Origin of the sequence: Delftia acidovorans SPH-1, from assembly GCF_000018665.1 — a bacterium.
GTDB classification, from domain to species: domain Bacteria; phylum Pseudomonadota; class Gammaproteobacteria; order Burkholderiales; family Burkholderiaceae_C; genus Comamonas; species Comamonas acidovorans.
Map to the genome: position 1 here is coordinate 6,515,099 of NC_010002.1, position 21,548 is coordinate 6,536,646.

Annotated in this window: 23 protein-coding genes; 13 read left to right on the forward strand and 10 right to left on the reverse strand. The window is 69.1% G+C overall.

The window, feature by feature from the left end; translation table 11 throughout:
- Positions 1–1,230, reverse strand: coding sequence for an efflux RND transporter periplasmic adaptor subunit (locus DACI_RS29615; protein ID WP_012207655.1), 1,230 nt, complete (start codon positions 1,228–1,230; stop codon positions 1–3).
- 137 nt (positions 1,231–1,367) lie between these two features.
- Here DACI_RS29615 and DACI_RS29620 point away from each other — a divergent pair, with 137 nt between their 5' ends.
- Together DACI_RS29620 and DACI_RS29625 are read left to right on the forward strand one after the other, a co-directional pair.
- Positions 1,368–1,934: a TetR/AcrR family transcriptional regulator gene (locus tag DACI_RS29620; RefSeq protein WP_012207656.1), complete on the forward strand. Its 567-nt coding sequence runs from the start codon at positions 1,368–1,370 to the stop codon at positions 1,932–1,934.
- 144 nt (positions 1,935–2,078) lie between these two features.
- Positions 2,079–2,993 carry a LysR family transcriptional regulator gene (locus DACI_RS29625; protein WP_012207657.1) on the forward strand — a complete coding sequence of 305 codons (915 nt, stop codon included), beginning with the start codon at positions 2,079–2,081 and terminating at the stop codon, positions 2,991–2,993.
- On the opposite strand, the gene acnD is transcribed toward DACI_RS29625, so the two are convergent.
- The 3 genes from acnD to DACI_RS29640 all read right to left on the reverse strand — a co-directional run bounded on the left by acnD (position 2,981) and on the right by DACI_RS29640 (position 7,261).
- Positions 2,981–5,608: a Fe/S-dependent 2-methylisocitrate dehydratase AcnD gene (gene acnD / locus DACI_RS29630; protein WP_012207658.1), complete on the reverse strand. Its 2,628-nt coding sequence runs from the start codon at positions 5,606–5,608 to the stop codon at positions 2,981–2,983. The two genes, DACI_RS29625 and acnD, sit on opposite strands and share 13 nt — an antisense overlap.
- A gap of 61 nt (positions 5,609–5,669) precedes the next feature.
- Positions 5,670–6,866, reverse strand: coding sequence for a bifunctional 2-methylcitrate synthase/citrate synthase (gene prpC / locus DACI_RS29635; protein WP_012207659.1), 1,197 nt, complete (start codon positions 6,864–6,866; stop codon positions 5,670–5,672).
- Positions 6,863–7,261, reverse strand: coding sequence for an acyl-CoA thioesterase (locus tag DACI_RS29640; RefSeq protein WP_012207660.1), 399 nt, complete (start codon positions 7,259–7,261; stop codon positions 6,863–6,865). The genes prpC and DACI_RS29640 overlap by 4 nt, the downstream gene beginning before the upstream one ends.
- A gap of 117 nt (positions 7,262–7,378) precedes the next feature.
- Between DACI_RS29640 and DACI_RS29645 the strand changes: the two genes are divergently transcribed.
- Positions 7,379–8,791 carry a short-chain fatty acyl-CoA regulator family protein gene (locus tag DACI_RS29645; protein ID WP_012207661.1) on the forward strand — a complete coding sequence of 471 codons (1,413 nt, stop codon included), beginning with the start codon at positions 7,379–7,381 and terminating at the stop codon, positions 8,789–8,791.
- 36 nt (positions 8,792–8,827) lie between these two features.
- Here the strand turns inward: DACI_RS29645 and DACI_RS29650 are convergent, their stop codons facing one another.
- Positions 8,828–9,793, reverse strand: a complete 966-nt coding sequence (locus tag DACI_RS29650) for a ferritin-like domain-containing protein (protein ID WP_012207662.1) — start codon at positions 9,791–9,793, stop codon at positions 8,828–8,830.
- Between the two features lie 307 nt (positions 9,794–10,100).
- Here DACI_RS29650 and DACI_RS29655 point away from each other — a divergent pair, with 307 nt between their 5' ends.
- From DACI_RS29655 to DACI_RS29695, 9 genes are all read left to right on the forward strand, one after another.
- Complete coding sequence (locus DACI_RS29655; protein WP_012207663.1) at positions 10,101–10,415, forward strand: hypothetical protein; 315 nt, start codon at positions 10,101–10,103, stop codon at positions 10,413–10,415.
- Between the two features lie 25 nt (positions 10,416–10,440).
- Entirely contained in the window at positions 10,441–10,962 is a 522-nt protein-coding gene (locus DACI_RS29660) for a low affinity iron permease family protein (RefSeq protein WP_012207664.1), read from the forward strand.
- A 30-nt stretch (positions 10,963–10,992) separates the two neighbouring features.
- Positions 10,993–11,226 carry a hypothetical protein gene (locus DACI_RS29665; protein WP_012207665.1) on the forward strand — a complete coding sequence of 78 codons (234 nt, stop codon included), beginning with the start codon at positions 10,993–10,995 and terminating at the stop codon, positions 11,224–11,226.
- Between the two features lie 7 nt (positions 11,227–11,233).
- Complete coding sequence (gene otsB / locus DACI_RS29670; protein ID WP_012207666.1) at positions 11,234–12,052, forward strand: trehalose-phosphatase; 819 nt, start codon at positions 11,234–11,236, stop codon at positions 12,050–12,052.
- A complete protein-coding gene (locus DACI_RS29675; RefSeq protein ID WP_012207667.1) occupies positions 12,049–13,593 on the forward strand; it encodes an alpha,alpha-trehalose-phosphate synthase (UDP-forming) in 1,545 nt (514 codons plus the stop codon). The genes otsB and DACI_RS29675 overlap by 4 nt, the downstream gene beginning before the upstream one ends.
- A 111-nt stretch (positions 13,594–13,704) precedes the next feature.
- Positions 13,705–14,796: an acyl-CoA dehydrogenase family protein gene (locus DACI_RS29680; RefSeq protein WP_012207668.1), complete on the forward strand. Its 1,092-nt coding sequence runs from the start codon at positions 13,705–13,707 to the stop codon at positions 14,794–14,796.
- On the forward strand, positions 14,784–15,542 hold the full coding sequence (locus tag DACI_RS29685) for a PIG-L deacetylase family protein (RefSeq protein WP_012207669.1): 759 nt from the start codon (positions 14,784–14,786) through the stop codon (positions 15,540–15,542). Before DACI_RS29680 ends, DACI_RS29685 begins: the two co-directional genes overlap by 13 nt.
- Positions 15,539–16,132, forward strand: a complete 594-nt coding sequence (locus tag DACI_RS29690) for an SAM-dependent methyltransferase (RefSeq protein WP_012207670.1) — start codon at positions 15,539–15,541, stop codon at positions 16,130–16,132. Before DACI_RS29685 ends, DACI_RS29690 begins: the two co-directional genes overlap by 4 nt.
- Positions 16,133–16,144: 12 nt before the next feature.
- Positions 16,145–16,957 (forward strand): glycosyltransferase, encoded by an 813-nt coding sequence (locus DACI_RS29695; protein ID WP_012207671.1) that lies wholly within the window; start codon positions 16,145–16,147, stop codon positions 16,955–16,957.
- Positions 16,958–16,987: 30 nt separating this feature from the next.
- Here DACI_RS29695 and DACI_RS29700 read toward each other — a convergent pair whose 3' ends face one another.
- The 3 genes from DACI_RS29700 to DACI_RS29710 all read right to left on the reverse strand — a co-directional run bounded on the left by DACI_RS29700 (position 16,988) and on the right by DACI_RS29710 (position 18,887).
- Positions 16,988–17,539 (reverse strand): DinB family protein, encoded by a 552-nt coding sequence (locus DACI_RS29700; RefSeq protein WP_043782981.1) that lies wholly within the window; start codon positions 17,537–17,539, stop codon positions 16,988–16,990.
- 22 nt (positions 17,540–17,561) lie between these two features.
- Entirely contained in the window at positions 17,562–18,419 is an 858-nt protein-coding gene (locus DACI_RS29705; protein WP_043782983.1) for a PhzF family phenazine biosynthesis protein, read from the reverse strand.
- A gap of 63 nt (positions 18,420–18,482) precedes the next feature.
- A complete protein-coding gene (locus DACI_RS29710; protein ID WP_012207674.1) occupies positions 18,483–18,887 on the reverse strand; it encodes a VOC family protein in 405 nt (134 codons plus the stop codon).
- 69 nt (positions 18,888–18,956) lie between these two features.
- On the opposite strand from DACI_RS29710, the gene DACI_RS29715 reads away from it, so the two are divergent.
- Complete coding sequence (locus tag DACI_RS29715) at positions 18,957–20,324, forward strand: aminotransferase-like domain-containing protein (RefSeq protein ID WP_012207675.1); 1,368 nt, start codon at positions 18,957–18,959, stop codon at positions 20,322–20,324.
- Here DACI_RS29715 and DACI_RS29720 read toward each other — a convergent pair.
- Together DACI_RS29720 and DACI_RS29725 are read right to left on the reverse strand one after the other, a co-directional pair.
- Positions 20,308–20,748 (reverse strand): nuclear transport factor 2 family protein, encoded by a 441-nt coding sequence (locus tag DACI_RS29720; protein WP_043782985.1) that lies wholly within the window; start codon positions 20,746–20,748, stop codon positions 20,308–20,310. The two genes, DACI_RS29715 and DACI_RS29720, sit on opposite strands and share 17 nt — an antisense overlap.
- A gap of 5 nt (positions 20,749–20,753) precedes the next feature.
- Complete coding sequence (locus DACI_RS29725; protein WP_012207677.1) at positions 20,754–21,545, reverse strand: SDR family NAD(P)-dependent oxidoreductase; 792 nt, start codon at positions 21,543–21,545, stop codon at positions 20,754–20,756.
- Between the last annotated feature and the right edge of the window lie 3 nt (positions 21,546–21,548).

A 21,548-nucleotide genomic window follows, 5' to 3' on the forward strand; every position in this document is an offset into this window, starting at 1 on the left:
TCAGTCGCTGGACGTGGCGGAGCTGCCGGAGGCGCTGAAGGTGCCGGACAGCCCCGCCGTAGGGGAGGCCGCGGCATCGGAAAGGGCCGTGACCTGAACCCGCGCCCCGGGCTGCAGGCCCGCCATGCGGCCCACCACCACGCGCTCGCCGCCCTTGAGGCCTGCGCTGATCTGCCACTGCGCGCCATGCATGGCCGCGGTCTGCACGGGGCGCATCTGCAGCGTGTCCTGGCCGTCCACCACCAGCACGTGGGCCTGCCCGTCGGTGCTGCGCTGCACGGCCCGCTGCGGCACCAGGATGGCGGCAGGGTCCACGCCCTGGCCCACGGTCACGCGCACATACATGCCGGGCAGCAGCATGCCGTCGCGGTTGTCGAAGCGCCCGCGCAGCGCCATCTGGCCCGTGCCGCGGTCCACCGTCACATCCGAGAACATCAGCCGCCCCGTGCGCTGCAGGCCCGTGCCGTCCACCTTCAGGGAGACCGGCGTGCCGTCCTTGCCCGCCGTCTGTGCCAGGCGGCCCTCGGCCAGGGCCGCGCGCAGGCGCTGGGCTTCGGCCACGGGCTGCTGGAAGTCGGCATAGACCGGGTCGAGCTGCTGGACCAGCGCCATGGGCGTGGCCTCGCCCTGGCCCACCAGGGCGCCCTCGGTGACCAGCGCACGGCCGATGCGGCCCGCGATAGGCGCCCTGACCGTGGCGTATTCCAGGTTCAGGGCGGCCGCCTGCACCTCGGCCTGGGCGGACTGCCGCGCGGCCTGGGCCGCCTGCAGGCGGGCCTGCATGGCCTCGAAGTCCTGGCGGCTGACCGCCTCCTGCGCCACCAGCGGCGCGTTGCGGCCGACCACGGCACGCGCATCGAGCAGGGCCGCCTCGGCGCTGGCCAGCTGGCCCTGGGCGCGGGACAGCGCGGCGCGCAGGGGCGCCGGGTCGATCTGGAACAGCACCTGGCCGGCCCGGACGTCGGCGCCTTCCTCGAAATGGCGGCGCAGCACGATGCCGGCCACCCGCGCACGCACCTCGGCCACGCGCACGGGCTCGATACGGCCCGGCAGCTCGCTGGACAGGGCCAGCGGCGCGGGCTGCACGGTGACGGCCTGCACCACGGGCAGCGCGTCACCCGCTGCGGCCGGAGCCTCGTTGCGGCCGCAGCCCGCTGCAAGGGCGGCCAGGGCGGCCAGCACCAGGGCCGCCAGCGGCAGGCCACGTCGCTTGTTCAGACGCATGCTCATTTTCACAACCTGATTGAGTTCGATACGAAGGCCGCGATGGTACATATCAGAATCAAATGAGTCAACATCGATTCATTTGATGCTTTAAAACATCAACAGATAAAATCCATGCACTTTCCAAGGAGGCATGACAAGCGATGACGAGCACCAAGCAAGAGGACGAAGGCAAGCTGCTGGGCGCACTGGCACTGGCGCTGCTGGACGATCCCAAGGCCAATCTGCAGGAGCTGGCACGCGCCATCGGCATCAGCAAGGCCACGCTCTACCGCTTCTGCCCCACGCGCGACCAGCTCATCGACCGGCTCATAGGGCATGCGGCCGACACCCTGTCGCGCGCCATGCACGCGGCCGAGCTGGAGCGCCACGCGCCGCTGGAGGCGCTGCGCCGCCTCACCACCCACTGCCAGGACCACCAGACGCTGCTGCTGTTCCTGATGTATTTCTGGCGCTCCGACATCTCGGTGGTCGGCCAGATAGAGAGCGAATGGGTGGCGGCCATGGATGCCTTTTTCCTGCGCGGTCAGCAGGCCGGCGTGTTCCGCATCGACATCACGGCAGCGGCGATGACCGAGCTGTGGCTTTCCATGGCCGTGGGCCTGCTGGATGCGGAGCGGCGCGGCCGTGTTGCGCGGGCCAGCGTGGCGGCCGTGATGGAGCAGTCCTTCCTGCACGGCGCCCTGCAGCCCGGCGCACCGGCCGCGTAGCGCGCCGGGCGCCGATGGGGGAAACCGAGGTGATGAATGATGGTCATGCACTGCTTTCAATCGATGAAGGCAGCCATGGAATGGATTCACATCAATGAACTAGAATTTTTTTAGCTCATAAATCCATGAATTTTTCTCACCAACATGTTGGAACGCACCCACCTTGCCATCGTCCGTGAAGTCGAAAAACAGGGCTCGCTGACGGCGGCGGCCGGCGTGCTGTGCGTGACGCAGTCGGCGCTGAGCCACAGCATGAAGAAGCTGGAGCAGCAGCTGGGCACGGACATCTGGCTGCGCGAAGGCCGCAGCCTGCGCCTGACGCAGGCCGGCCAGTACCTGCTGGCCGTGGCCCAGCGCGTGCTGCCCCAGCTGGACCTGGCCGAGGAGCGGCTGCGCCAGTTCGCCCAGGGCGAGCGCGGCGCGCTGCGCATCGGCATGGAGTGCCATCCCTGCTACCAGTGGCTGCTCAAGATCGTCGCGCCCTATCTGGCGAGCTGGCCCGATGTGGATGTGGATGTGAAGCAGAAATTCCAGTTCGGCGGCATCGGCGCGCTGTTCGGCTACGAGATCGACCTGCTGGTCACGCCCGATCCGCTGTTCAAGACGGGCCTGGAGTTCGTGCCCGTGTTCGACTACGAGCAGGTGCTGGTGGTCTCCAGCGCGCATGCGCTGGCAGGGGCCGATTTCGTGGAGGCCGCCCAGCTCGCGCCCGAGGTGCTGATCACCTATCCCGTTCCCATGGACCGGCTGGACATCTACAACCAGTTCCTCATGCCGGCCGGCATCACGCCGCGCCGCCAGAAGGCCATAGAGACCACGGACATCATGATGCAGATGGTGGCCAGCGGCCGGGGCGTGGCGGCCCTGCCGCGCTGGCTGGTGCAGGAGTACGCGGGCAAGCTGGACGTGGTGCCCGTGCGCCTGGGCGCCAAGGGCATTGCCAAGCAGATCTTCCTGGGCGCGCGCGTGGCGGACCTGCAGACCGACTATCTGCAGGCCTTCATCGAGCTGGCGCGCCAGCCGCTGGCCGCCGGCGCGCCCCCTGCTCAGGCGGCCTGAGCCTGCGCCAGGAAGTCCTGCGCAAAGCGCTGCAGCACGCCGCCTGCCTCGTAGGCCGATACCTCCTCGGCCGTGTCCAGCCGGCAGGTCACGGGCACGCGCAGCGTCTGGCCACCTCTTCGTTCAATCACCAGAGTGAGTTGGGTTCCCGGCGTGCGCTCGCCTTCCACGCCATAGACCTCCGTGCCGTCCAGGGCCAGGGTCTTGCGGTTGGTGCCCGGCACGAACTGCAGCGGCAGCACGCCCATGCCGATGAGGTTGGTGCGGTGGATGCGCTCGAAGCCTTCGGCCACCACCGCCTCCACGCCCGCCAGGCGCACGCCCTTGGCGGCCCAGTCGCGGCTGGAGCCCTGGCCGTAGTCGGCGCCCGCGATGATGATCAGCGGCTGGCGGCGGTTCAGGTAGGTTTCCATGGCCTCCCACATGCGCACCACGCGCCCTTCGGGCTCGATGCGCGCCAGCGAGCCCTTGTGCTGCACGCCGTCGATGACGGCCATTTCATTGACCAGCTGCGGGTTGGCAAAGGTGGCCCGCATGGCGGTGAGGTGGTCGCCGCGGTGGGTGGCGTAGGAGTTGAAGTCCTCCTCGGGCAGGCCCATGCGCGCCAGGTATTCGCCCGCGGCGCTGTCGGCCAGGATGGCGTTGGAGGGCGACAGGTGGTCGGTGGTGATGTTGTCGGGCAGCAGGGCCAGCGGCCGCATGCCGGTGAGGGTGCGCGGGAAGGCCGCCAGCGCGCCCACGCCTTCGGTGTCCCAGTACGGCGGGCGGCGGATGTAGGTGGACTGGGGGCGCCAGTCGTACTGGGGCGAGGCCTTGTTTCCGTCGTCCTTGCGGATGGCGAACATGGGTTCGTAGACGGCGCGGAATTGCGCAGGTTTGACCGCTTGCTCGACGATGGCGTCGATCTCCTCGTCGGCGGGCCACAGGTCCTTGAGGCGGATCTCGCGGCCGTCCACCACGGCCAGCACGTCCTGCTCGATGTCGAAGTGGATGGTGCCCGCCAGCGCATAGGCCACGACCAGCGGCGGCGAGGCCAGGAAGGCTTGTTTGGCCTGGGGATGGATGCGCCCGTCGAAGTTGCGGTTGCCCGAGAGCACGGCCGTGGCGTAGAGGTCGCGCTCGATGATTTCCTGCTGGATCCTGGGGTCCAGCGCGCCGCTCATGCCGTTGCAGGTGGTGCAGGCAAAGGCGACGATGCCAAAGCCCAGCTGCTCCAGCTCGGTGAGCAGCCCGGCCTCCTTCAGATACAGCTCCACGGCCTTGGAGCCCGGCGCCAGCGAGGATTTGACCCAGGGCTTGCGCACCAATCCAAGACGGTTGGCGTTGCGCGCCAGCAAGGCCGCGGCGATGACGTTGCGCGGGTTGCTGGTGTTGGTGCAGCTGGTGATGGCGGCGATGATGACGGCCCCATCGGGCATCAGGCCTTGCGCCTCCTGGGCGCGGGCGGCCTGCAGTTTTGCCGCATCGGCAATGCCGCGCTCGGCCAGGGCCGAGGTGGGCAGGCGCCGGTGCGGATTCGAGGGGCCGGCCATGTTGCGCACCACGGTGGACAGGTCGAACTGCAGCACGCGCTCGTACTGGGCATCGGCCAGGCTGTCGCTCCAGAAACCTGCAGTGCGCGCATAGGCTTCGACCAGGCGCACCTGGGCCTCGTCGCGGCCGGTCAGGCGCAGGTAGGCCAGCGTCTGGTCGTCAATGGAGAACATGGCCGCCGTGGCGCCGTATTCGGGGCACATGTTGGAGATGGTGGCGCGGTCACCGATGCTCAGGCTGTCGGCGCCCTCGCCAAAGAATTCCACATAGGCGCCGACGACTTTTTGCTGGCGCAGGAATTCGGTCAGGGCCAGCACGATGTCGGTGGCGGTGATGCCGCCCTGGCGCCGGCCCGTGAGGCGCACGCCCACGATCTCGGGCAGGCGCATCCAGCAGGCGCGGCCCAGCATGACGTTCTCGGCCTCAAGGCCACCCACGCCCACGGCGATCACGCCCAGGGCATCGACATGGGGCGTGTGACTGTCCGTGCCCACGCAGGTATCGGGGAAGGCCAGGCCATCCTGCACGGTCACCACGGGGGACATTTTTTCCAGATTGATCTGGTGCATGATCCCGTTCCCTGCGGGGATCACATCCACGTTGGCAAAGGCTTTTTTTGTCCACTCGATGAAGTGGAAGCGGTCCTCGTTGCGGCGGTCCTCGATGGCGCGGTTCTTCACGAAGGCGTCGGGATCGAAGCCGCCGCACTCCACGGCCAGCGAATGGTCCACGATGAGCTGCACGGGAACGACGGGGTTGACCTGGGCGGGGTCGCCGCCTTCGGCCGCAATGGCGTCGCGCAGGCCGGCCAGGTCCACCAGGGCGGTCTGGCCCAGGATGTCGTGGCAGACCACGCGCACGGGGTACCAGGGAAAGTCGATGTCGCGGCGGCGCTCGATGAGCTGCAGCAGGTAGCTGTCCAGCTGCGCGGGATCGGCGCGGCGCACAAGGTTCTCGGCGTGGACGCGGGCGGTGTAGGGCATGCGTGCCCAGGCGCCGGGCGAGAGGGCATCGACGGCGGCGCGGGCGTCGATGTAGTGCAGCGTGGTGCCGGGCAGGGGTTTCTTGTGGGTGTGGTTCATGGGGCGGATGCAATGCGGGCGGGCCTGCAGCCCGCCCGCCTAGGTTCAGGACAGCGGCGGCTCAGGCGCGCGCATCGAGGGGCACGAACTTCTGGTCATCCGGCCCCGTGTAGTTGGCGCTGGGGCGGATGATCTTGTTGTCCTGGCGCTGCTCGATCACGTGCGCGGCCCAGCCGCTGGTGCGCGCGATCACGAACAGCGGCGTGAACATGGCCGTGGGCACGCCCATCATGTGGTAGCTGACGGCGCTGAACCAGTCCAGGTTGGGGAACATCTTCTTGACCTCCCACATCACCGATTCCAGCCGGTCGGCAATGTCGTACATGCGGGTGGTTCCCGCCTCGTCGGACAGGCGCTTGGCCACGCCCTTGATGACCACGTTGCGCGGGTCGCTGACGGTGTAGACCGGGTGGCCGAAGCCGATCACCACTTCCTTGGCATCGACGCGGCGGCGGATGTCGGCCTCGGCCTCGTCGGGGGTGTCGTAGCGCTTCTGGATCTCGAAGGCCACCTCGTTGGCGCCGCCATGCTTGGGGCCGCGCAGCGCACCGATGGCGCCCGCGATGGACGAATACATATCGCTGCCCGTGCCCGCGATCACGCGCGCCGTGAAGGTGGAGGCGTTGAACTCATGCTCTGCATAGAGGTTGAGCGAGGTGTGCATGGCGCGCACCCAGCCTTCGGACGGCCGGTGGCCATGCAGCAGGTGCAGGAAGTGGCCGCCGATGGAGTCGTCGTCGGTCTCCACCTCGATGCGCCGGCCCGAATTGCTCCAGTGGTACCAGTACAGCAGCATGGAGCCCAGGCTGGCCATGAGCCGGTCGGCAATGTCGCGGGCACCCGCCAGGTTGTGGTCGTCCTTTTCGGGCAGCACGCAGCCCAGGGCCGAGACGCCGGTGCGCATCACATCCATCGGATGAGCGCCGGCAGGCAGCTGCTCCAGCGCCTGCCTGACGCTGGCCGGCAGGCCGCGCAGCGCCTGCAATTTGGTCTTGTAAGCCTGCAGTTCGGGGCGCGTGGGCAGCTTGCCGTGCACCAGCAGATGGGCGATTTCCTCGAACTCGCAGACCTCGGCAATGTCCAGGATGTCGTAGCCGCGATAGTGCAGGTCGTTGCCCGAGCGGCCCACGGTGCACAGCGCCGTGTTGCCGGCAGTCACGCCCGACAGCGCGACGGATTTCTTGGGCTTGAATGCGGACGCAGATGGTGCACTTGGCGCAGATGGCGCAGATGGCGCGTCGATGATCGTGGTACTCATGGAAGGGTCTCCTGGTTCAGATAGGAATGGGCAATGGCGGCGGGAAGGCCGTTGTGATCGACAGCCACCATCTCGAACAGGCCCTTGAGCACGTCCTCGCAGGCAATGCCCGGTGCCTGGGCCGACGCGGTGACGCAGACCGTCATGGAGCTGCGCCCCACGCGGCTGACCCAGCCGCGCAGGACGATCTCGTGGCCCACGGGCACGGGCGCCAGGAAGTCGATGCCGGTGACGGCGGCCATCACCACCTCGCGCTGCGCCAGGCTGCGCGCTGCGAGAAAGGCGGCCTTGGCCATGAGCTGCAGGCCCTGGCCTGCGAACAGCGTGCCGTGGTGGTTGGCCAGCGCGGGCAATACCAGTTCGCGCAGCTCGGCGGTTCCAGCGGGTGTTGTCATGCTTCGCAATCTACGCAAAATAGCGGCTCAGCCATAGGGCTGAAAAGGCGAATTCTTGCGAAACGAATTCCACGATATTGCGAATTCTGCGAATAACAGCCACCCGAGGAAACAGGCATGAAGAAGACATTCATGGGCGTCAAGCTGCGCAAACTGCGCGCGGAGCACGGCCTGTCCCAGATCGCCCTGGCCCACGCGCTGGGCCTGTCGCCCAGCTACCTGAACCAGCTGGAGCAGAACCAGCGGCCGCTGACGGTGTCGGTGCTGCTCAAGCTCAACCGTGCGCTGGGCGTCGATATCCAGCAGTTCTCGGAGGACGAGGAAGCGCGCCTGGTCGCCGGCCTGCGCGAGGCCCTTGCCGAGTCGCCCGAATCCATTGCCCTGCCCGAGCTGCAGGAAGTCGCCGCGCAGATGCCGGCGCTGGGGCGTGCCGTGATGGCGCTGCACCGCCGCCATTTGGAAGCCCTGGAGCGCATCGAGAGCATGGCGCTCAGGCTGGGCGATGACCGCTCGGACATGCCGGTGGCGCGCACCATGCCGTTCGAGGCCGTGCGCGATTTCTTCTTTGCGCACCAGAACTATTTCGATGAAGTGGACCGCGCGGCCCAGGCCCTGGCCGGCGAGGCGCGCGCGGACCCGGGCCATCTGGCGGACTGGCTGGTCCGGCGGCTGCAGCAGCGCCACGGCGTGCAGGTGCATCGACTGGAAGACTCCCGGCAAAGCCAGCGCCGCTTCGACCCGGCCACGCGCTCGCTGTGGCTGTCCTCGGCGCTGGAGCCTGCGCAACAGGCCTTCCAGCTGGGCACGCAGCTGGCCTTGCTGGAGATGGGCGACACGCTGGACCGGCTGATCGCCACCGCCGCCTTCCAGGGCGATCCGGCGTCATGCAAGCTGGCCCGCGTGGGCCTGGCCAACTACTTTGCGGGCGCGCTGCTGCTGCCCTACGACCTGTTCCTGGAGGCGGCCGAGCAGCTGCGCTACGACATCGACCTGCTGGGCCAGCGCTTTGGCGTGGGCTTTGAAACCGTCTGCCACCGGCTGAGCACGCTGCAGCGGCCGGGCGCGCCGGGCGTGCCGTTCTTCTTCGTGCGCGTGGACCGCGCGGGCAATATCTCCAAGCGCCAGTCGGCCACGCATTTCCACTTCAGCCGCACGGGCGGCACCTGCCCGCTGTGGACGGTGTACGAGGCCTTCGGCCAGCCCGACCAGGTGCTGCGCCAGCTGGCCAGCATGCCCGACGGGCGACGCTACCTGTGGATTGCACGCTCGGTCTCGCACGGGCAGCGCGGCTATGGTTCGCCGCGCAAGACCTTCTCCATCGGCCTGGGCTGCGACATACGCCATGCCGCGCGCCTGGTCTATGCCAAGGGGCTGGACCTGGGCGATCCGGAATCGGCCACGCCCATCGGCATGGGCTGCAAGGTCTGCGAACGCGACCAGTGCACGCAGCGCGCCTTTCCCTATGTGGGAAAGGCGCTGCATGTGGATGAGAACGCCAGCCGCTTTGCGCCCTATGGCGTGGGCGGCTGACGATTCCGTGGCCCGCGCGGTGCGCGGGATGTGCGGTCAGGCTGCGCTGCGGTAACGGTCGCGCAGGTCGCGCACTTCATCGTGGTTGCGCTGGGCACCCTGTGCCTGGCGCTCCACCACCACGCGCACGGCCGGTGGCAGCGGTTGCTTGAGCGCCTTGCGGTACTGGGCGAGGGCGGAGTCCTCGCCGCGCTCGCATTCCTCCAGCACCGCCTTGTCGTCCTGCGAGGTCAGGGCCGTCTTCACGGACACCCAGCCCCGGTGCAGCGCGCCGGCCACCGTGCCGCCCGATGCCGGCTCTCCGCCGAGCCTGCGGATTTCCGCTTCCAGCTCCCGCGCGGCAACACCGCACTCGGTGGAATGGCGCATGAACAGGGCCTTGAGGTCGGGCGAGTCGGCGTTCTCGGAGGAGGTGCGAAAGCCGTACTCGCCATCGCGGCAGGATTCAAGCAGGTCGTTGAGCACGTCCACTACATCGTCGTTGTCGATATCGCCCGTATAGGCGGGGGCGACGATGGTGCCCGTCTCGTCACGGACATCACGGCTGCCTGCGCGCGCCCAGGCGGCGCGGGCTGCGGGCCGGGCCTGGTCCCAGTCCAGATGGCTGGCGCCACGGCGCGTGGTCCATTCGCGCTCCCACTCGGCGTCGAAGGCATCGAAGTCGGCATCGCGGCGTGCGGCGGCAGCGTTCCAGCCCAGCTCGTAGGCGGGGCGGTATTCCTCGTAGCTGCGGCCAGCCACGTAATAGGGCTCGCTCTGGTAGGCATCGCGCCAGTAGGCATCTTCAACCGTGGGGTTCACGGCCTCGGCCGCACCCTTGCCGGCCAGCCCGCCGACCACGGCACCGGCCACGCCGCCCACTGCAGCGCCGATGGGGCCGCCCATTGCGCCGAATGCAGCGCCGGTGACGGCGCCGCCTGCTGCGCCTATGCCGGTGCCCACCGGGTGCGCGCCGGGTGCGTCGGACAGCGGGTCACGGTTTGCGGGGTTCGATTGCGTCATGGAATGTGCTCCTTGGCAGTTGAAAGTGATTCCTATGCTGATGGCCGCAGCAGCCGTCCGGCGTGCGCGCTTGCGGCCATGTGCCGTAGGAACGCAGCGCCCTGCCCTTGCGGACATCGCGCCAGCGGCCTGTGGCCATTTTTCGCACCCCGGCACAGGGCAATCGGCGTGCCTGCCGGCCATGTTCCGGCATGGGGCATCTTGTCGTTCCTGCGCTTTCGGCGTGGTCCCACGACGGCCCTGCGCAACCGGGGAGAGCATGGCCAAGACGCACCCTGCGGACGCCCATGAATGAAAGGACAACGCCATGAAAGACAAGACCACTCCCGCTGCCCAGCCCTCTGCACAAAAGCAGCCCAAGCCATCGGGCGACGGCCGCACCAAGCTGCCCGGCCAGGTGGGCAAGGCACCGCACGCGCCCGGCGAATCGGGCGAGCCCGAACAGGGCCTGCGCCTGCCGCATGAGCGCGACCAGAGCATCGACGCCACCAGCGATGCGCCCGACCCCGTGATGCGCCAGGCCCATGACGACATCGCCTCCGGCCAGGTGGACACCGACATGCGCCAGACGCCGGGACTGGATGCCGAGCAGCGCAAGAAGATGGTGCGCAAGCAGCCTTGATCGATTTTTCCGGACGGTTTTCCCCATGCAAAGCACAAGTTCCACACCAGGCCGCCGCACACCGGGAGATGCCCTGGGCTCCATGCCCGAGACCAGCAGCGCCTCGTATGCCGACCACTCGCGCCTGCTGTCGGCCTTCGATCATTTCGCCAGCAGGGTGACGCGCTGGGCCGGCACGCCCATGGCCTTTTGCGTGGCCCTGATCTGTGTGGCCGTATGGGCCGTGGCAGGCCCGATGTTCCATTTCTCGGAGAACTGGCAACTGGTCATCAATACGGGCACGACCATCGTGACCTTTCTGATGGTGTTCCTCATCCAGCAAAGCCAGAACAAGGACAGCGTGGCCCTGCACCTGAAGCTCAACGAGCTGCTGGCAGCCAACAAGATTGCCAGCAACCGCATGATCGGCATCGAGGGGCTGGACGAGGAGCAGCTGCAGCAAGTGGCGGCCTTCTACGTCAACCTGGCCGCCCGCGCGCGCGAGAGCGGAGCCTGCAAGGAATGCCACTCCATCGACGAGGACGACCCGGCACGGCCCGGCAACTGAGGCGCCTGCCCTCCTTCAGAGAGAAACCCCATGCCCGACATTCCCGACTGGCTTCAGTGGCCTGCCTTCCTGGCCTCCATCCTTGGCGCGTGGTGGGTGGGCTCGCGTTCTGCGCAACGGCGCAATGTGGGCTTCTGGATCCTGATGCTCAGCAATGTGCTGTGGGCACTGTGGGGATGGTCCTCCGGCGCCTGGGCGCTGGTGACGCTGCAGGCCTGCCTGGCAATCACCAACATCCGCGGCTCCATCAAGGCCGAGCGTTGAGCAGGCCATGGCAGCAGACGCTTTCCTGATGTCGATCCACGAAACCGGCAACCGATACCCTGGCGCTTCCATGGAAACACCCCCATTGCCCACCTGCAGATCCGCCCTGTTCCTCGACTTCGACGGCACGCTTGTGCCGCTGGCCGAGACCCCGGACGTCATAGCACCAGACCCCGCCCTGATCCCCATGCTGGCCAGGCTGCAAGGCATGCTGGGGGGGGCGCTGGCCATCGTCACGGGGCGGCAGCTCGAGGTGCTGGACCACTTTCTGGCGCCGCTGCATCTGCCCGCCGCCTGCGAGCACGGCCTGCAGCGGCGGGATGGCGCAGGCCGCCTGCACCCGCAGCCATTGGCTCTGCCAGAGACCGTGCTGCAGATGTGCAATGCCTTGGCGGCCGATCATCCCCGCCTGCTGGTGGAGCGCAAGCGCTCCTCGGTCGCACTGCACTACCGGCGTGCGCCAGAGCTGGCGGCGCTGTGCCTGGATACGTTGAGCCGCGCACTGAGGCACCTGCCCGGTCTGGAGCTGCTGCACGGCAAATGCGTGCTGGAGGTCAGGCCTGCGGGCGTGGACAAGGGCCGCGCCATTGCGGCCTTTCTGCGCGAAGAGCCGTTCGCCGGCCGCACCCCCGTGTTTGCCGGTGACGATGTCACGGACGAGAGCGGCTTTGCCGTGGTGCAGGCGCACGGCGGCATGGCGATCAAGGTGGGCGAAGGCGCAAGCGGTGCCCGCCACCGGCTGGACAGCCCGCAGGCCGTGCACGCCTGGCTGCAGTGCGCATGCATGCACCTGGCGGCACAGACCTGCGCGGAGGCCCTGCCATGAGCCGGCTGGTGGTGATCTCCAACCGCGTGGCCGACCCGGCCAAGGCAGCCGCAGGCGGCCTGGCCGTGGCCATGGGCGATGCGTTGCGGCAGACCGGCGGCCTGTGGTTCGGCTGGAGCGGCACGGTCACCGATGGCCACGCCGCCGCCCCTGCCGGGCATGTGCACCGGACCCAGGCAGGCAAGGTCACGCTGGCCACCGTGGACCTGGACCGTGCGGACCACGACAGCTACTACGCGGGCTACAGCAACGGCGTGCTGTGGCCCGTCTTCCATGGCCGGCTGGACCTGGCGAATTTCGACACGGGCCTTGCGGCCGGCTACCGCCGCGTGAACCAGCTGCTTGCGCGCCGGCTGCTGCCCCTGCTGGCGGAGGACGACATCCTCTGGGTGCATGACTACCACCTGATCCCGCTGGCGGCCGAGCTGCGCGCCCTGGGCTGCCGCCAGCGCATCGGTTTTTTCCTGCACATCCCGCTGCCGCCACCGACCCTGCTGGCGGCCATTCCCGAGCATGCATGGCTGATGCGCTGCCTGTTCGCCTATGACCTGATGGGCCTGCAGACACGCCAGGACGTGCAGCATTTCGAGCGCTATGTCTGCGAGGAGGCGGGCGGCCAGACCCTGGGTGACGGCGCATTCCGCGCCCATGGCCAGCGCATGGTCTGCCGCGACTTCCCCATAGGCATCGATGTGGATGGTTTCATGGCGCTTGCACAGGGCGGCGCCTCGCGGGACATGTACGAGCGCATGAAGCACGAATACGCCCAGCGCCGCCTGCTGCTGGGCATAGACCGGCTGGACTACTCCAAGGGCCTGCCGCAGCGCCTGCGCGCCTTCCGGGAGCTGCTGGCCCGCCATCCCGAGCAGCGCCGCCGCGCCACGCTGATCCAGATCGGCTCGCCCACGCGCGAGGGCCTGGACGCGTATGCCGACATACGGCGTGAACTCGAATCGCTGTGCGGCGCCATCAACGGCGACTACGGCGAGCTGGACTGGATGCCCGTGCGCTACATCCACCAGACCCTGCCGCGCGACAGCATTCCGGGCCTGTGCCGTGCGGCGGCCGTGGGCCTGGTCACCCCGCTGCGCGATGGCATGAACCTCGTGGCCAAGGAGTACGTGGCGGCCCAGGACCCGGCCGACCCGGGCGTGCTGGTGCTGTCGCGCTTTGCGGGCGCGGCCGAGCAGTTGCACGAGGCGCTGCTGGTCAATCCCTATGACGTGCATGGCACGGCCGCCGTGGTGCAGCAGGCCCTGCACATGCCGCTGCACGAACGGCGCCAGCGCCACCAGCGGCTGCTGCAGCGCGTATGCGAGCAGGACGTGCACTGGTGGCGCAAGGCCTTTCTGTCCGCATTGAAGGAGACCAGGCCGCAGGAGCGCCGTGACAGGGATTGGAGCAAGGAAAGAGAAGCCGGCTTCGGCATCCCCGTGCCGTCTATGAGGCAGGAACGCCCGCCGCTGGGCCTGGAGTTGCCCGCCTGCCCGGCGGACGCCCTGGCCCTGGACGCCAGCCGATCGGTGGTCTCCGACAGGTAATGGCTTCCTGCTCCTGCGGCGGCGGCTTCGGCAAGCCGGCACGATGGCAACGCCCGGCCCGCCCCATTCATTTCAGGGCTGCGCATGGCACACAAGGAAAGGTGAGCGGTGATGGCCCAGCACAACAACGAGTACGCCAAGGCGTGGACGGACAGCGAGACGCTGGCCCGGGCCTTGCACGGCCATGAGGAGCTGTCACCCTCGGACCAGCTGGCCCTGCTGGTGGCCCAGAGCGCCGACCGCCTGCCCTTGCCGGGCCGTGGCCATACGCTGCAGCGCTGGAGGGCGCTGGCCGAAGTGGCCGCCCACAGCCTGGGCCTGGCCAAGCTCTACGAAGGCCATACCGATGCACTGGCCATCCTGTCCGAACTGCAGGCCGACCTGGCCACCGAGGGACTGCGCTGGGCCGTCTGGTGCGCCGAGCCACCGGGCGAGCGCGTGCAGGCCACGGCGGCATCTCCCGACGCCACGCAACGCACGGCGCTGCAGGCAGGCTCGGCGGTTCGCCTGTCCGGCCACAAGCCCTGGTGCTCTGGCGCACGGGCCGTGGACCGCGCCCTGGTCAGCGGCTGGCTGGCAGACGGCCAGCGCTGCCTGATCGCCGTCACCATGGACCAGCCCGGCATACGCAGGGACGACAGCCACTGGCAGGCCGTGGGCATGGCCGCCAGCGCCAGCGCCGATGTGCACTTCGACGGCGCCACCGGCGTGCTGGTCGGGGCCCCGGGCCAGTACCTGAGCCGCCCCGGCTTTCACCACGGTGGCGCGGGCGTGGCCGCCTGCTGGTACGGTGCCGCCGCCCGCATTGCCAGCCATCTGCTGCAGGCCGCCATCCAGGGCGGGGACCCGCATCGCCTGGCCCATCTGGGCGCGCTGGACGTGTCCCTGGGCAGCGCAGCCAGCCTGCTGCGTGAAGCTGCGGCCTGCATCGATGCCAGGCCCTCGGACCCCTGCCTGCTGGCCGTGAGCCGCGCCCGCCTGGCCGTGGAAGCCGCCGCAGAAGATGTGCTGCGGCGCGTGCCGCGCGCCATCGGCCCGGGGCCGCTGTGCAAGAACAAGAGCCTGGCCCTGCTGATGGCCGACCTGCCCGTTTTCATCCGCCAAAGCCACGCCGAGCGCGACCAGGCGGCGCTGGGCCGCCTGCTGGCCGAAAGGACGCAGGCACAGGCACAAGGTGCAGGAGCCTGCGCATGGACGCTGTGAAGCCCCGCCTGATCGAAGGCCAGGGCACGCCCGAGTCGAGCTGGCAGGCCTGGTTCGCACAGCGCCAGCCCGTGCCGCTGGCGCTGGACGAGCTGCTGCAGGGCCGCAGCCGCATCGTCATCGTGGCACCGCACCCCGATGACGAAATCCTGGGATGCGCCAGCCTGCTGCGCCGCTGCGCGCAGCAGGGCCTGCCCTGCCTCGTCATTTCCGTGACCGATGGTGGCGCCAGCCATCCCGGCTCCACGCTGTGGCCGCCGCAGCGGCTGGCCTGTGCACGCGTGCAGGAGAGCAACCAGGCGCTGGCCCTGCTCGCCCCGGCAGCGCAGGTGGTCCGCCTGGGCCTGCCCGACGGCCATATCGCCGACCACGCAGCGCAGCTGCTTGTGCAGCTGCAGGCCTTGCTGCGGCCTTCGGACGCGCTGCTGTGCACCTGGCGCGAAGACGGTCACCCGGACCACGAGGCCACCGGCCAGGCCTGCGCCACGGCGGCCGCGCGCACGGGCTGCCGGCTTGTCGAATTGCCCATCTGGGCCTGGCACTGGGCCGAGCCCGGCGACACGCGCGTGCCCTGGCACCGCGCCGCCGCCATTGCGCTGGCACCGCAGGAACTGGCGCTCAAGCGCAAGGCCCTGTCGTGCTTTCGCAGCCAGCTGCTGCCCGACCCGTCCACGGGCCGCGACGCCATCCTGCCGCCCTGGGCCACGCAGCGCCTGCTGCGCCCGTTTGAAGTGGTGTTTCTATGAACGGCGCCAGGCAGCACTTCGAGCAGATGTACCAGGCCGACCCCGACCCCTGGCAGGTCGCATCGCGCTGGTACGAGCGGCGCAAGCGCGACCTGCTGCTGGCCGCCCTGCCCCGCGAGCGCTATGCCCACGGCTTCGAGCCCGGCTGCGGCAATGGCGAAACCACGCAGCGGCTGCTCCAGCGCTGCGAGCGGCTGTGCGCCGTCGATTTCTCGGCCAGGGCCGTGGACCTGTGCCGCGAGCGGATGGCGCCACAGGACCGCGCCCGCCTGGACCTGCAGGCCCTGCCCCTGCCCTGGCAATGGCCGCAGGTGCCCCAGGTGCCGCAGGCCGGCTTCGACCTCATCGTGGTCTCGGAACTGGCCTATTACTTCGATGATGCGGCGCTGGCACATTTCAACCGCCAGTGCCTGGCCTCGCTGCAGGGCGGCGGCCACTGGCTCATGTGCCACTGGCGGCATGACGCGCACGACCGCCTGCAGACCACGCAGGCCCTGCATGACAGCGTGGCGGCCCATGCGCAGCTGCGCCTGCTGCTGAGCCACTGCGAGCCGGATTTCCAGCTGGACATCTGGCAGAAGAACCCTTGAAAGGACTGAAAAATGATCGGCGTGTGCATCCCAGCCCATGACGAGGAAGACCTCATAGGCCGCTGCCTGGACAGCGTGTTTTGCGCGGCGGCCCACGCCGACCTGCAGGGCGAGACCGTGGCCGTCGTCGTGGTGCTGGACAGCTGCCAGGACGCCACCGAATCGGCCGTGCGCCGCTGGCCCGCCATCCCCTTGCCGATTGCCGCGCGCAACGTGGGCAAGGCCCGCGCGCTGGGGTCCGAATACCTGCTGCTGCTGGGCGCCCGCTGGCTGGCCTTCACGGACGCCGACACCACAGTCTCGCCGAGCTGGCTGGCCGACCAGCTGGCGCTGCAGGCCGACGTGGTCTGCGGCACGGTGGCAGTGCCCGACTGGTCTGCCCACGGCGCCCACGCGGGCGCGGCCCAGCGGCACTTCGAGTCCACCTACATGGACCGCGACGGCCACCGCCATGTGCATGGCGCCAACCTGGGCATCTCGGCCTGGCACTACCGCAATGTCGGAGGCTTCGAGGCGCGCCGCTGCGGCGAGGACCAGGACCTGGTGGACCGCCTGGCAGCCAGCGGCGCCCGCATCGCCTGGTCCGCGCGGCCGCGCGTGATGACCAGCGGGCGCGCCTACTCGCGCGTGGCAGACGGCTTTGCCGGAGCGCTGCGCAAGGGATGGACCGTGGCCCGAGAGCCGCAGCCGCAGTCGCAGCTACTGCCACAGCCACTTGCACTGCCACAGACTCCGGCAGAAGACCCCATGCGGCCCGCCGCCCTCACGGGCGCCATGGCGCAGGGGGCTCCGGTTTCGTCCCTGCGTGTCCCGGCAATCGGTTGACCTGATGACCGGGGCGCTCCACCTTCAACGTCAGCCCTTGTCTTCGCGGTAGCAATCCCTGAGGAAAACCGGCAGGTCGTTGGCCGGAGGCACGAAGGGCACCTGGTACATCATGTCGCTCACGAAGCCACGGTGGTAGCTGCCGTGGTTCACCACGTGCAGCACGATCTGCTCGCGCGTCATGGCGCCCTGCCCGCCGCCCACGAACTCGAAGTGCACGACCTTCGCCAGGACTTCGTCCGGGCACGCATCGACGAATTCCACATACCAGCGGTCCATTGCCTGCACGGATTCCCACAGCGCCGGCAGCGTGGGCGTGTGGTCGGTGTTGCGCATGGTGTAGCCATGTTTGCGGCCCTGCAGGTGGTGCCTGAAGATGTCCTCCACCACAAGGACGTGGTTCAGCGTGCGCACCATGTTGCCGAAGCTCGTGGGGCGCTGCTTCAGGGCCTCGCCTTCGGGCAGCTCCATCACGCTCTTGAAGGTCAGGCCGTTGGCCCAGGCCTTGTAGCGCACCAGCATTTTCAGGTTGGCCCTGGCCGATGAGACGGGAGCGCGCGCTCTCTCTTGGATCGCTGTCATTCGTGGGTTCTTCCGGTGTGGATCAAAGGCCGCTCAGTGCGCCTTCGACATGGGTGCGCGCAGTGCCGCCCACCCAGACCTGGCCCGTGCCGTCACGGGTCAGGAAGATGCGGCCGTCACGGCCCAGGCAGCGGCCCTGGGCGGCAATGTAGTCGCTGTCCATCACCCCCGTCGCAAACAGCCACTGCGCCAGCGAGGCGTTGAGGCTGCCGGTGACGGGGTCTTCGACGATGGCGCCCTGGTGATCGGAGAAGAAGGCGCGCACCTCGCAGGCGGCAGGGCTGGCACCGCCGACACCCCTGGCATAGGGCCCCACCACGCCCACGTCCATGCGCGTGGGCCACTGCCGGGCCGGGTTCAGCGCCAGCACCTGCTCGGCCGAGGCCAGGCGGATGCCCAGCCAGCCGGGGCCGTTGTCTATCCACGAGGCGGCCTGCACCTCTTCGGCAGTGATGCCCAGCATGCGCAGCGCGGCATCCAGCTCATCGGCGGTGGGCGCGCCAAAGCGCAGCATGGGCGGCGCGGCGAATGCCAGCCGCCCATGCTCCTGCCGTATCTGCACCAGTCCCGCCCCGCACTCCTGGACGATGTGGCCTGCGTTCCTGGGCGCACCGTGCTGGGACAGCCAGGCATGGCAGCTGCCCAGCGTGGGATGGCCGGCAAAAGGCATCTCCCGGTCCAGCGTGAAAATCCTCACGCGGTAGTCGGCCTGCGCCTGCGTGGGCGGCAGCAGGAACGCGGTTTCGGAGAGGTTGAACCAGCGTGTCAGCTGCTGCATCTGTGCGGTGGTCAGCGCCTGCCCACCGGTGATCACGGCCAGCGGATTGCCGGACAGCGGGCCGCTGGCGAAAACGTCGACCATATGAACGGCAATGCTCATGAAGACGGTCCTTGTTGCATGGAAAGGAAAAGAAAGGGAAACGGGCGGCGGGCCCGTGCCGCGCTACGGCCGCACATCGGCGCGATGCACCACATGGACCTTGTTGCCGTCGGGATCGCGCAGGTAGGCGCCGTAGTAGCCATCGCCGTAGTGCGGGCGCGGGCCGGGCGGGCCTTCGTCGCTGCCGCCCCGGGCCAGGCCGGCGGCATGGGCCGCGTCCACCGCGTCGGGCGACGGGGCCACAAAGGCCACCATGGCGCCATTGCCCGCCGTGGCCGGCTCGCCGTTGAAGGGGCTGTAGACATAAAAGCGCGGCAATGCCGCCGGCGGCGCCACCCAGCACAGCGCGGCCGGCCCGCCATCGGGCTGGACGGCGCGGCGCTGCAGTCCCAGCGGGAAAAGCACCGCGTCATAGAAGCGGCCGGCCCGCTCGAGATCACGGGCGCCGACGGTGATGTGGCTGAACATGGAGTGAACGTTACACTATCGACAAATGAAATAGTGTCACGGCACACTCATTTTTTCCTTGCCCCGACCATGCTCCTGCCCTCCCCCTGGACGCCCCGTCTTGCGCGCATTGAAGCCAGTGCCGCAGAGCGGCTGGCGCGCGCCCTGGCCGACGACATCGTCGAAGGCCGGCTGGCCGGCGGCGACCGCCTTCCCGCCCACAGGGACCTGGCCGACAGGCTGCAGATCGGCCTGGGCTCGGTGACCAGGGCCTATGCGCTGCTGGAGCGCCGGGGGCTGACACGCAGCGTCAGGGGCCGGGGCACCTTCGTGGCGTCACAGCAGGCGCAGGCTGGCGAGGACATCGACCTGTCTTCCAACGCGCCGCCGGCCGCCATCAGTGCGCGCGTCCTGGCTCGTACGCTGACCGGGATTGCGCGCAGCATCGATACCGATCATTTCAACTTCTATGCCCCGCCCCAGGGCCACCTGGAGCATCGCCGCGTGCTCGCGCGCTGGCTGCAGACGCTGGGCCTGAACGTGGAACCCGACCACATGGTGCTGACCAGCAGCGCGCGCCAGGCTCTGTCCCTGGCCTTCGATCTGGTCTGTCGGCCCCGGGGCCGGCTGCTGACCGAGCGCATCACCTACCCCGGCGCCATTGCCCTGGCCCGGCGCAAGGGCTGCGCCCTGCAGGGCCTGGCCATCGACGCTCAGGGCCTGCTGCCGCAGGCGCTGGCCGATGCGCTGGAGGGCATTCCCGCCGCCGAAGGCAAGGTGGTCTACCTCACCCCCACGCTGCACAACCCGACCACGGCCACCATGGGCGCGGAGCGCAGGCAGGCGATCGTGGACATCTGCCGCAGCGCAGGCGCCTGGATCATCGAGGACGGCGTGTACGCCGCCTGCTTGCCCGATCACGCATCCTTGGCCCATCTGGCCACGCTGGCGCCCGAGATCACGCTGCATGTGAACGGGCTGTCCAAGTCCCTGGGCCCGGGGCTGCAGGTGGGCATGCTGGTGCTGCCCGCTTCGCTGGGCGGCGCGGCTGTGGAGCTTGTGCAGGAGATGTCCATGGCGCCTTCGGCCCTCTCCTGCGCCGTGATCGATGAATGGCTGTCGCACGGCGTGGTCGCTTCCCTGCAGGCCGACCTGCGCCATGAGGCACAGCGGCGCTGCCGGCTGGCCGCATCACACCTTGCCTCGCACCTGAGTGGCTCCGGCCTGGTGCTGCACCCCGAGGCCTACAACGCCTGGCTGCCCATGGAGCGCGAAGCCGCCGGCCGCCTGGTATCGGCCGCAGCGGCGCTGGGCTTGAAGCTGACCGATCCGGGCTCGCTCATGGTGGACCCGCAGGAGCAGGCCAGCGGGCTGCGCATCTGCCTGGGTGCGCCGCGTTTCGACGCGCTGGACGGCGCCCTGGCGCAGTTGGCCCGGCTGCTTACTGCGGTGCCCTGAGCTTGTGCTGCAGCGCCCTGGCCACGGCGCCCAGCACGGGGACCTTGGCGAAGATTTCCTCCACCGGGTCCCAGAAATCGCGGTGCACTGCCACCAGCCCCTGCGCATCGAACTCCAGGTAGCTGGTGCCGCAGATGTGCATGGGCTGGCCGGATGCCCGCACAAAGCCCAGCTCCCACAGCAGAAAACCGCTGTCCCCCTGCACCGCGCCGTGGCTGACGGCGAAGCGGGGCCGGTCGAGCTGCTCGAACATGTGGGCAAACACGCGCTGAATGGCAGCGTGGCCGCGCACCTCGTTGAACGGGTCCTTGAACAGGGCCTGCTCGGCATACAGGGACAGCAGCGCCGGCAGGTTGTCGCGGCGCAGGGCCTCGTAGGCCTGGGCCAAGCGGGCCAGTCGCGGATCGGATATGCCGCTGCTCATGGGTTTCATGCTCCGGTGAAGCGGCGGACCGCAGAGAAATACCAGGCGTCTGGCAGGCAGCGCAGCAGGCGCACCCAGCGCGTGAAGCGGCGCGGGAAATTCATCTCGAAACGCCCCTGCGCCCAGCCCTGCAGCATATGCCGGGCCGCCTCGTCGGCGCCGATCAGGGCCGGCATGCTGAAGCTGTTTTGCGCCGTCAGCGGCGTATCGACAAAGCCGGGATTGATGATGGACACGCCCAGGCCCAGGCCATGCAGGTCCAGATAGAGGTTTTCCGCCAGGTTGTTGAGCGCCGCCTTGGTGGGGCCGTAGGCCAGGGACATGGGCAGTCCCCGGTAGCCGGCCACCGAGCCGACCAGGGCCAGATGGCCCCGGCCAGCCTTGAGCAGCATGGGCAGCGCGGCATCGAGCAGGTGCAGCACGCCGCCATAGTTCACGGCCAGGTGGTGCTGCATCTCGGCCAGGTCGAACTCGGTGGCGCGCAGGGGCCGGTAGTGGCCTGCGCAGTAGAGGATCAGGTCGGGCGCCCCGCCCGCGTGGGCCAGCACGGCCTGGGCGGCCGCATCCACGGCGGCGGCATCGGTCACGTCCAGCGGCAGGGCCAGGCAGCCCTCGCGGCCGCGCACGAAGTCCTGCAGCGCGCCGCCGTGCCGTGCGGAGACGATCACCCGGGCGCCCTGCCGGTGCAGCGCCTCGGCCGTGGCACGCCCTATGCCCGAGGAGGCGCCCACCACCCATGCCGAGCGTCCCTTCCAGTCAGCCAGCAGCGGGTTCAGCCCGCGCGAGAACAGCGGCATGGC

Excerpts from the sequence above, each read along its gene's own strand:
- DACI_RS29675 (WP_012207667.1), top strand. The coding sequence starts at position 12,049 with ATGAGCCGGCTGGTGGTGATCTCCAACCGCGTGGCCGACCCGGCCAAG.
- DACI_RS29645 (WP_012207661.1), top strand. The coding sequence starts at position 7,379 with ATGAAGAAGACATTCATGGGCGTCAAGCTGCGCAAACTGCGCGCGGAG.
- DACI_RS29685 (WP_012207669.1), top strand. The coding sequence starts at position 14,784 with ATGGACGCTGTGAAGCCCCGCCTGATCGAAGGCCAGGGCACGCCCGAG.
- DACI_RS29665 (WP_012207665.1), top strand. The coding sequence starts at position 10,993 with ATGCCCGACATTCCCGACTGGCTTCAGTGGCCTGCCTTCCTGGCCTCC.
- DACI_RS29650 (WP_012207662.1), bottom strand. The coding sequence starts at position 9,793 with ATGACGCAATCGAACCCCGCAAACCGTGACCCGCTGTCCGACGCACCC.
- DACI_RS29620 (WP_012207656.1), top strand. The coding sequence starts at position 1,368 with ATGACGAGCACCAAGCAAGAGGACGAAGGCAAGCTGCTGGGCGCACTG.
- otsB (WP_012207666.1), top strand. The coding sequence starts at position 11,234 with ATGGCAGCAGACGCTTTCCTGATGTCGATCCACGAAACCGGCAACCGA.
- DACI_RS29700 (WP_043782981.1), bottom strand. The coding sequence starts at position 17,539 with ATGACAGCGATCCAAGAGAGAGCGCGCGCTCCCGTCTCATCGGCCAGG.
- DACI_RS29705 (WP_043782983.1), bottom strand. The coding sequence starts at position 18,419 with ATGAGCATTGCCGTTCATATGGTCGACGTTTTCGCCAGCGGCCCGCTG.
- DACI_RS29680 (WP_012207668.1), top strand. The coding sequence starts at position 13,705 with ATGGCCCAGCACAACAACGAGTACGCCAAGGCGTGGACGGACAGCGAG.
- DACI_RS29695 (WP_012207671.1), top strand. The coding sequence starts at position 16,145 with ATGATCGGCGTGTGCATCCCAGCCCATGACGAGGAAGACCTCATAGGC.
- DACI_RS29725 (WP_012207677.1), bottom strand. The coding sequence starts at position 21,545 with ATGCCGCTGTTCTCGCGCGGGCTGAACCCGCTGCTGGCTGACTGGAAG.
- DACI_RS29690 (WP_012207670.1), top strand. The coding sequence starts at position 15,539 with ATGAACGGCGCCAGGCAGCACTTCGAGCAGATGTACCAGGCCGACCCC.
- DACI_RS29655 (WP_012207663.1), top strand. The coding sequence starts at position 10,101 with ATGAAAGACAAGACCACTCCCGCTGCCCAGCCCTCTGCACAAAAGCAG.
- acnD (WP_012207658.1), bottom strand. The coding sequence starts at position 5,608 with ATGAACCACACCCACAAGAAACCCCTGCCCGGCACCACGCTGCACTAC.
- DACI_RS29625 (WP_012207657.1), top strand. The coding sequence starts at position 2,079 with ATGTTGGAACGCACCCACCTTGCCATCGTCCGTGAAGTCGAAAAACAG.
- DACI_RS29715 (WP_012207675.1), top strand. The coding sequence starts at position 18,957 with ATGCTCCTGCCCTCCCCCTGGACGCCCCGTCTTGCGCGCATTGAAGCC.
- DACI_RS29710 (WP_012207674.1), bottom strand. The coding sequence starts at position 18,887 with ATGTTCAGCCACATCACCGTCGGCGCCCGTGATCTCGAGCGGGCCGGC.
- DACI_RS29640 (WP_012207660.1), bottom strand. The coding sequence starts at position 7,261 with ATGACAACACCCGCTGGAACCGCCGAGCTGCGCGAACTGGTATTGCCC.
- DACI_RS29720 (WP_043782985.1), bottom strand. The coding sequence starts at position 20,748 with ATGAGCAGCGGCATATCCGATCCGCGACTGGCCCGCTTGGCCCAGGCC.
- prpC (WP_012207659.1), bottom strand. The coding sequence starts at position 6,866 with ATGAGTACCACGATCATCGACGCGCCATCTGCGCCATCTGCGCCAAGT.
- DACI_RS29660 (WP_012207664.1), top strand. The coding sequence starts at position 10,441 with ATGCAAAGCACAAGTTCCACACCAGGCCGCCGCACACCGGGAGATGCC.
- DACI_RS29615 (WP_012207655.1), bottom strand. The coding sequence starts at position 1,230 with ATGAGCATGCGTCTGAACAAGCGACGTGGCCTGCCGCTGGCGGCCCTG.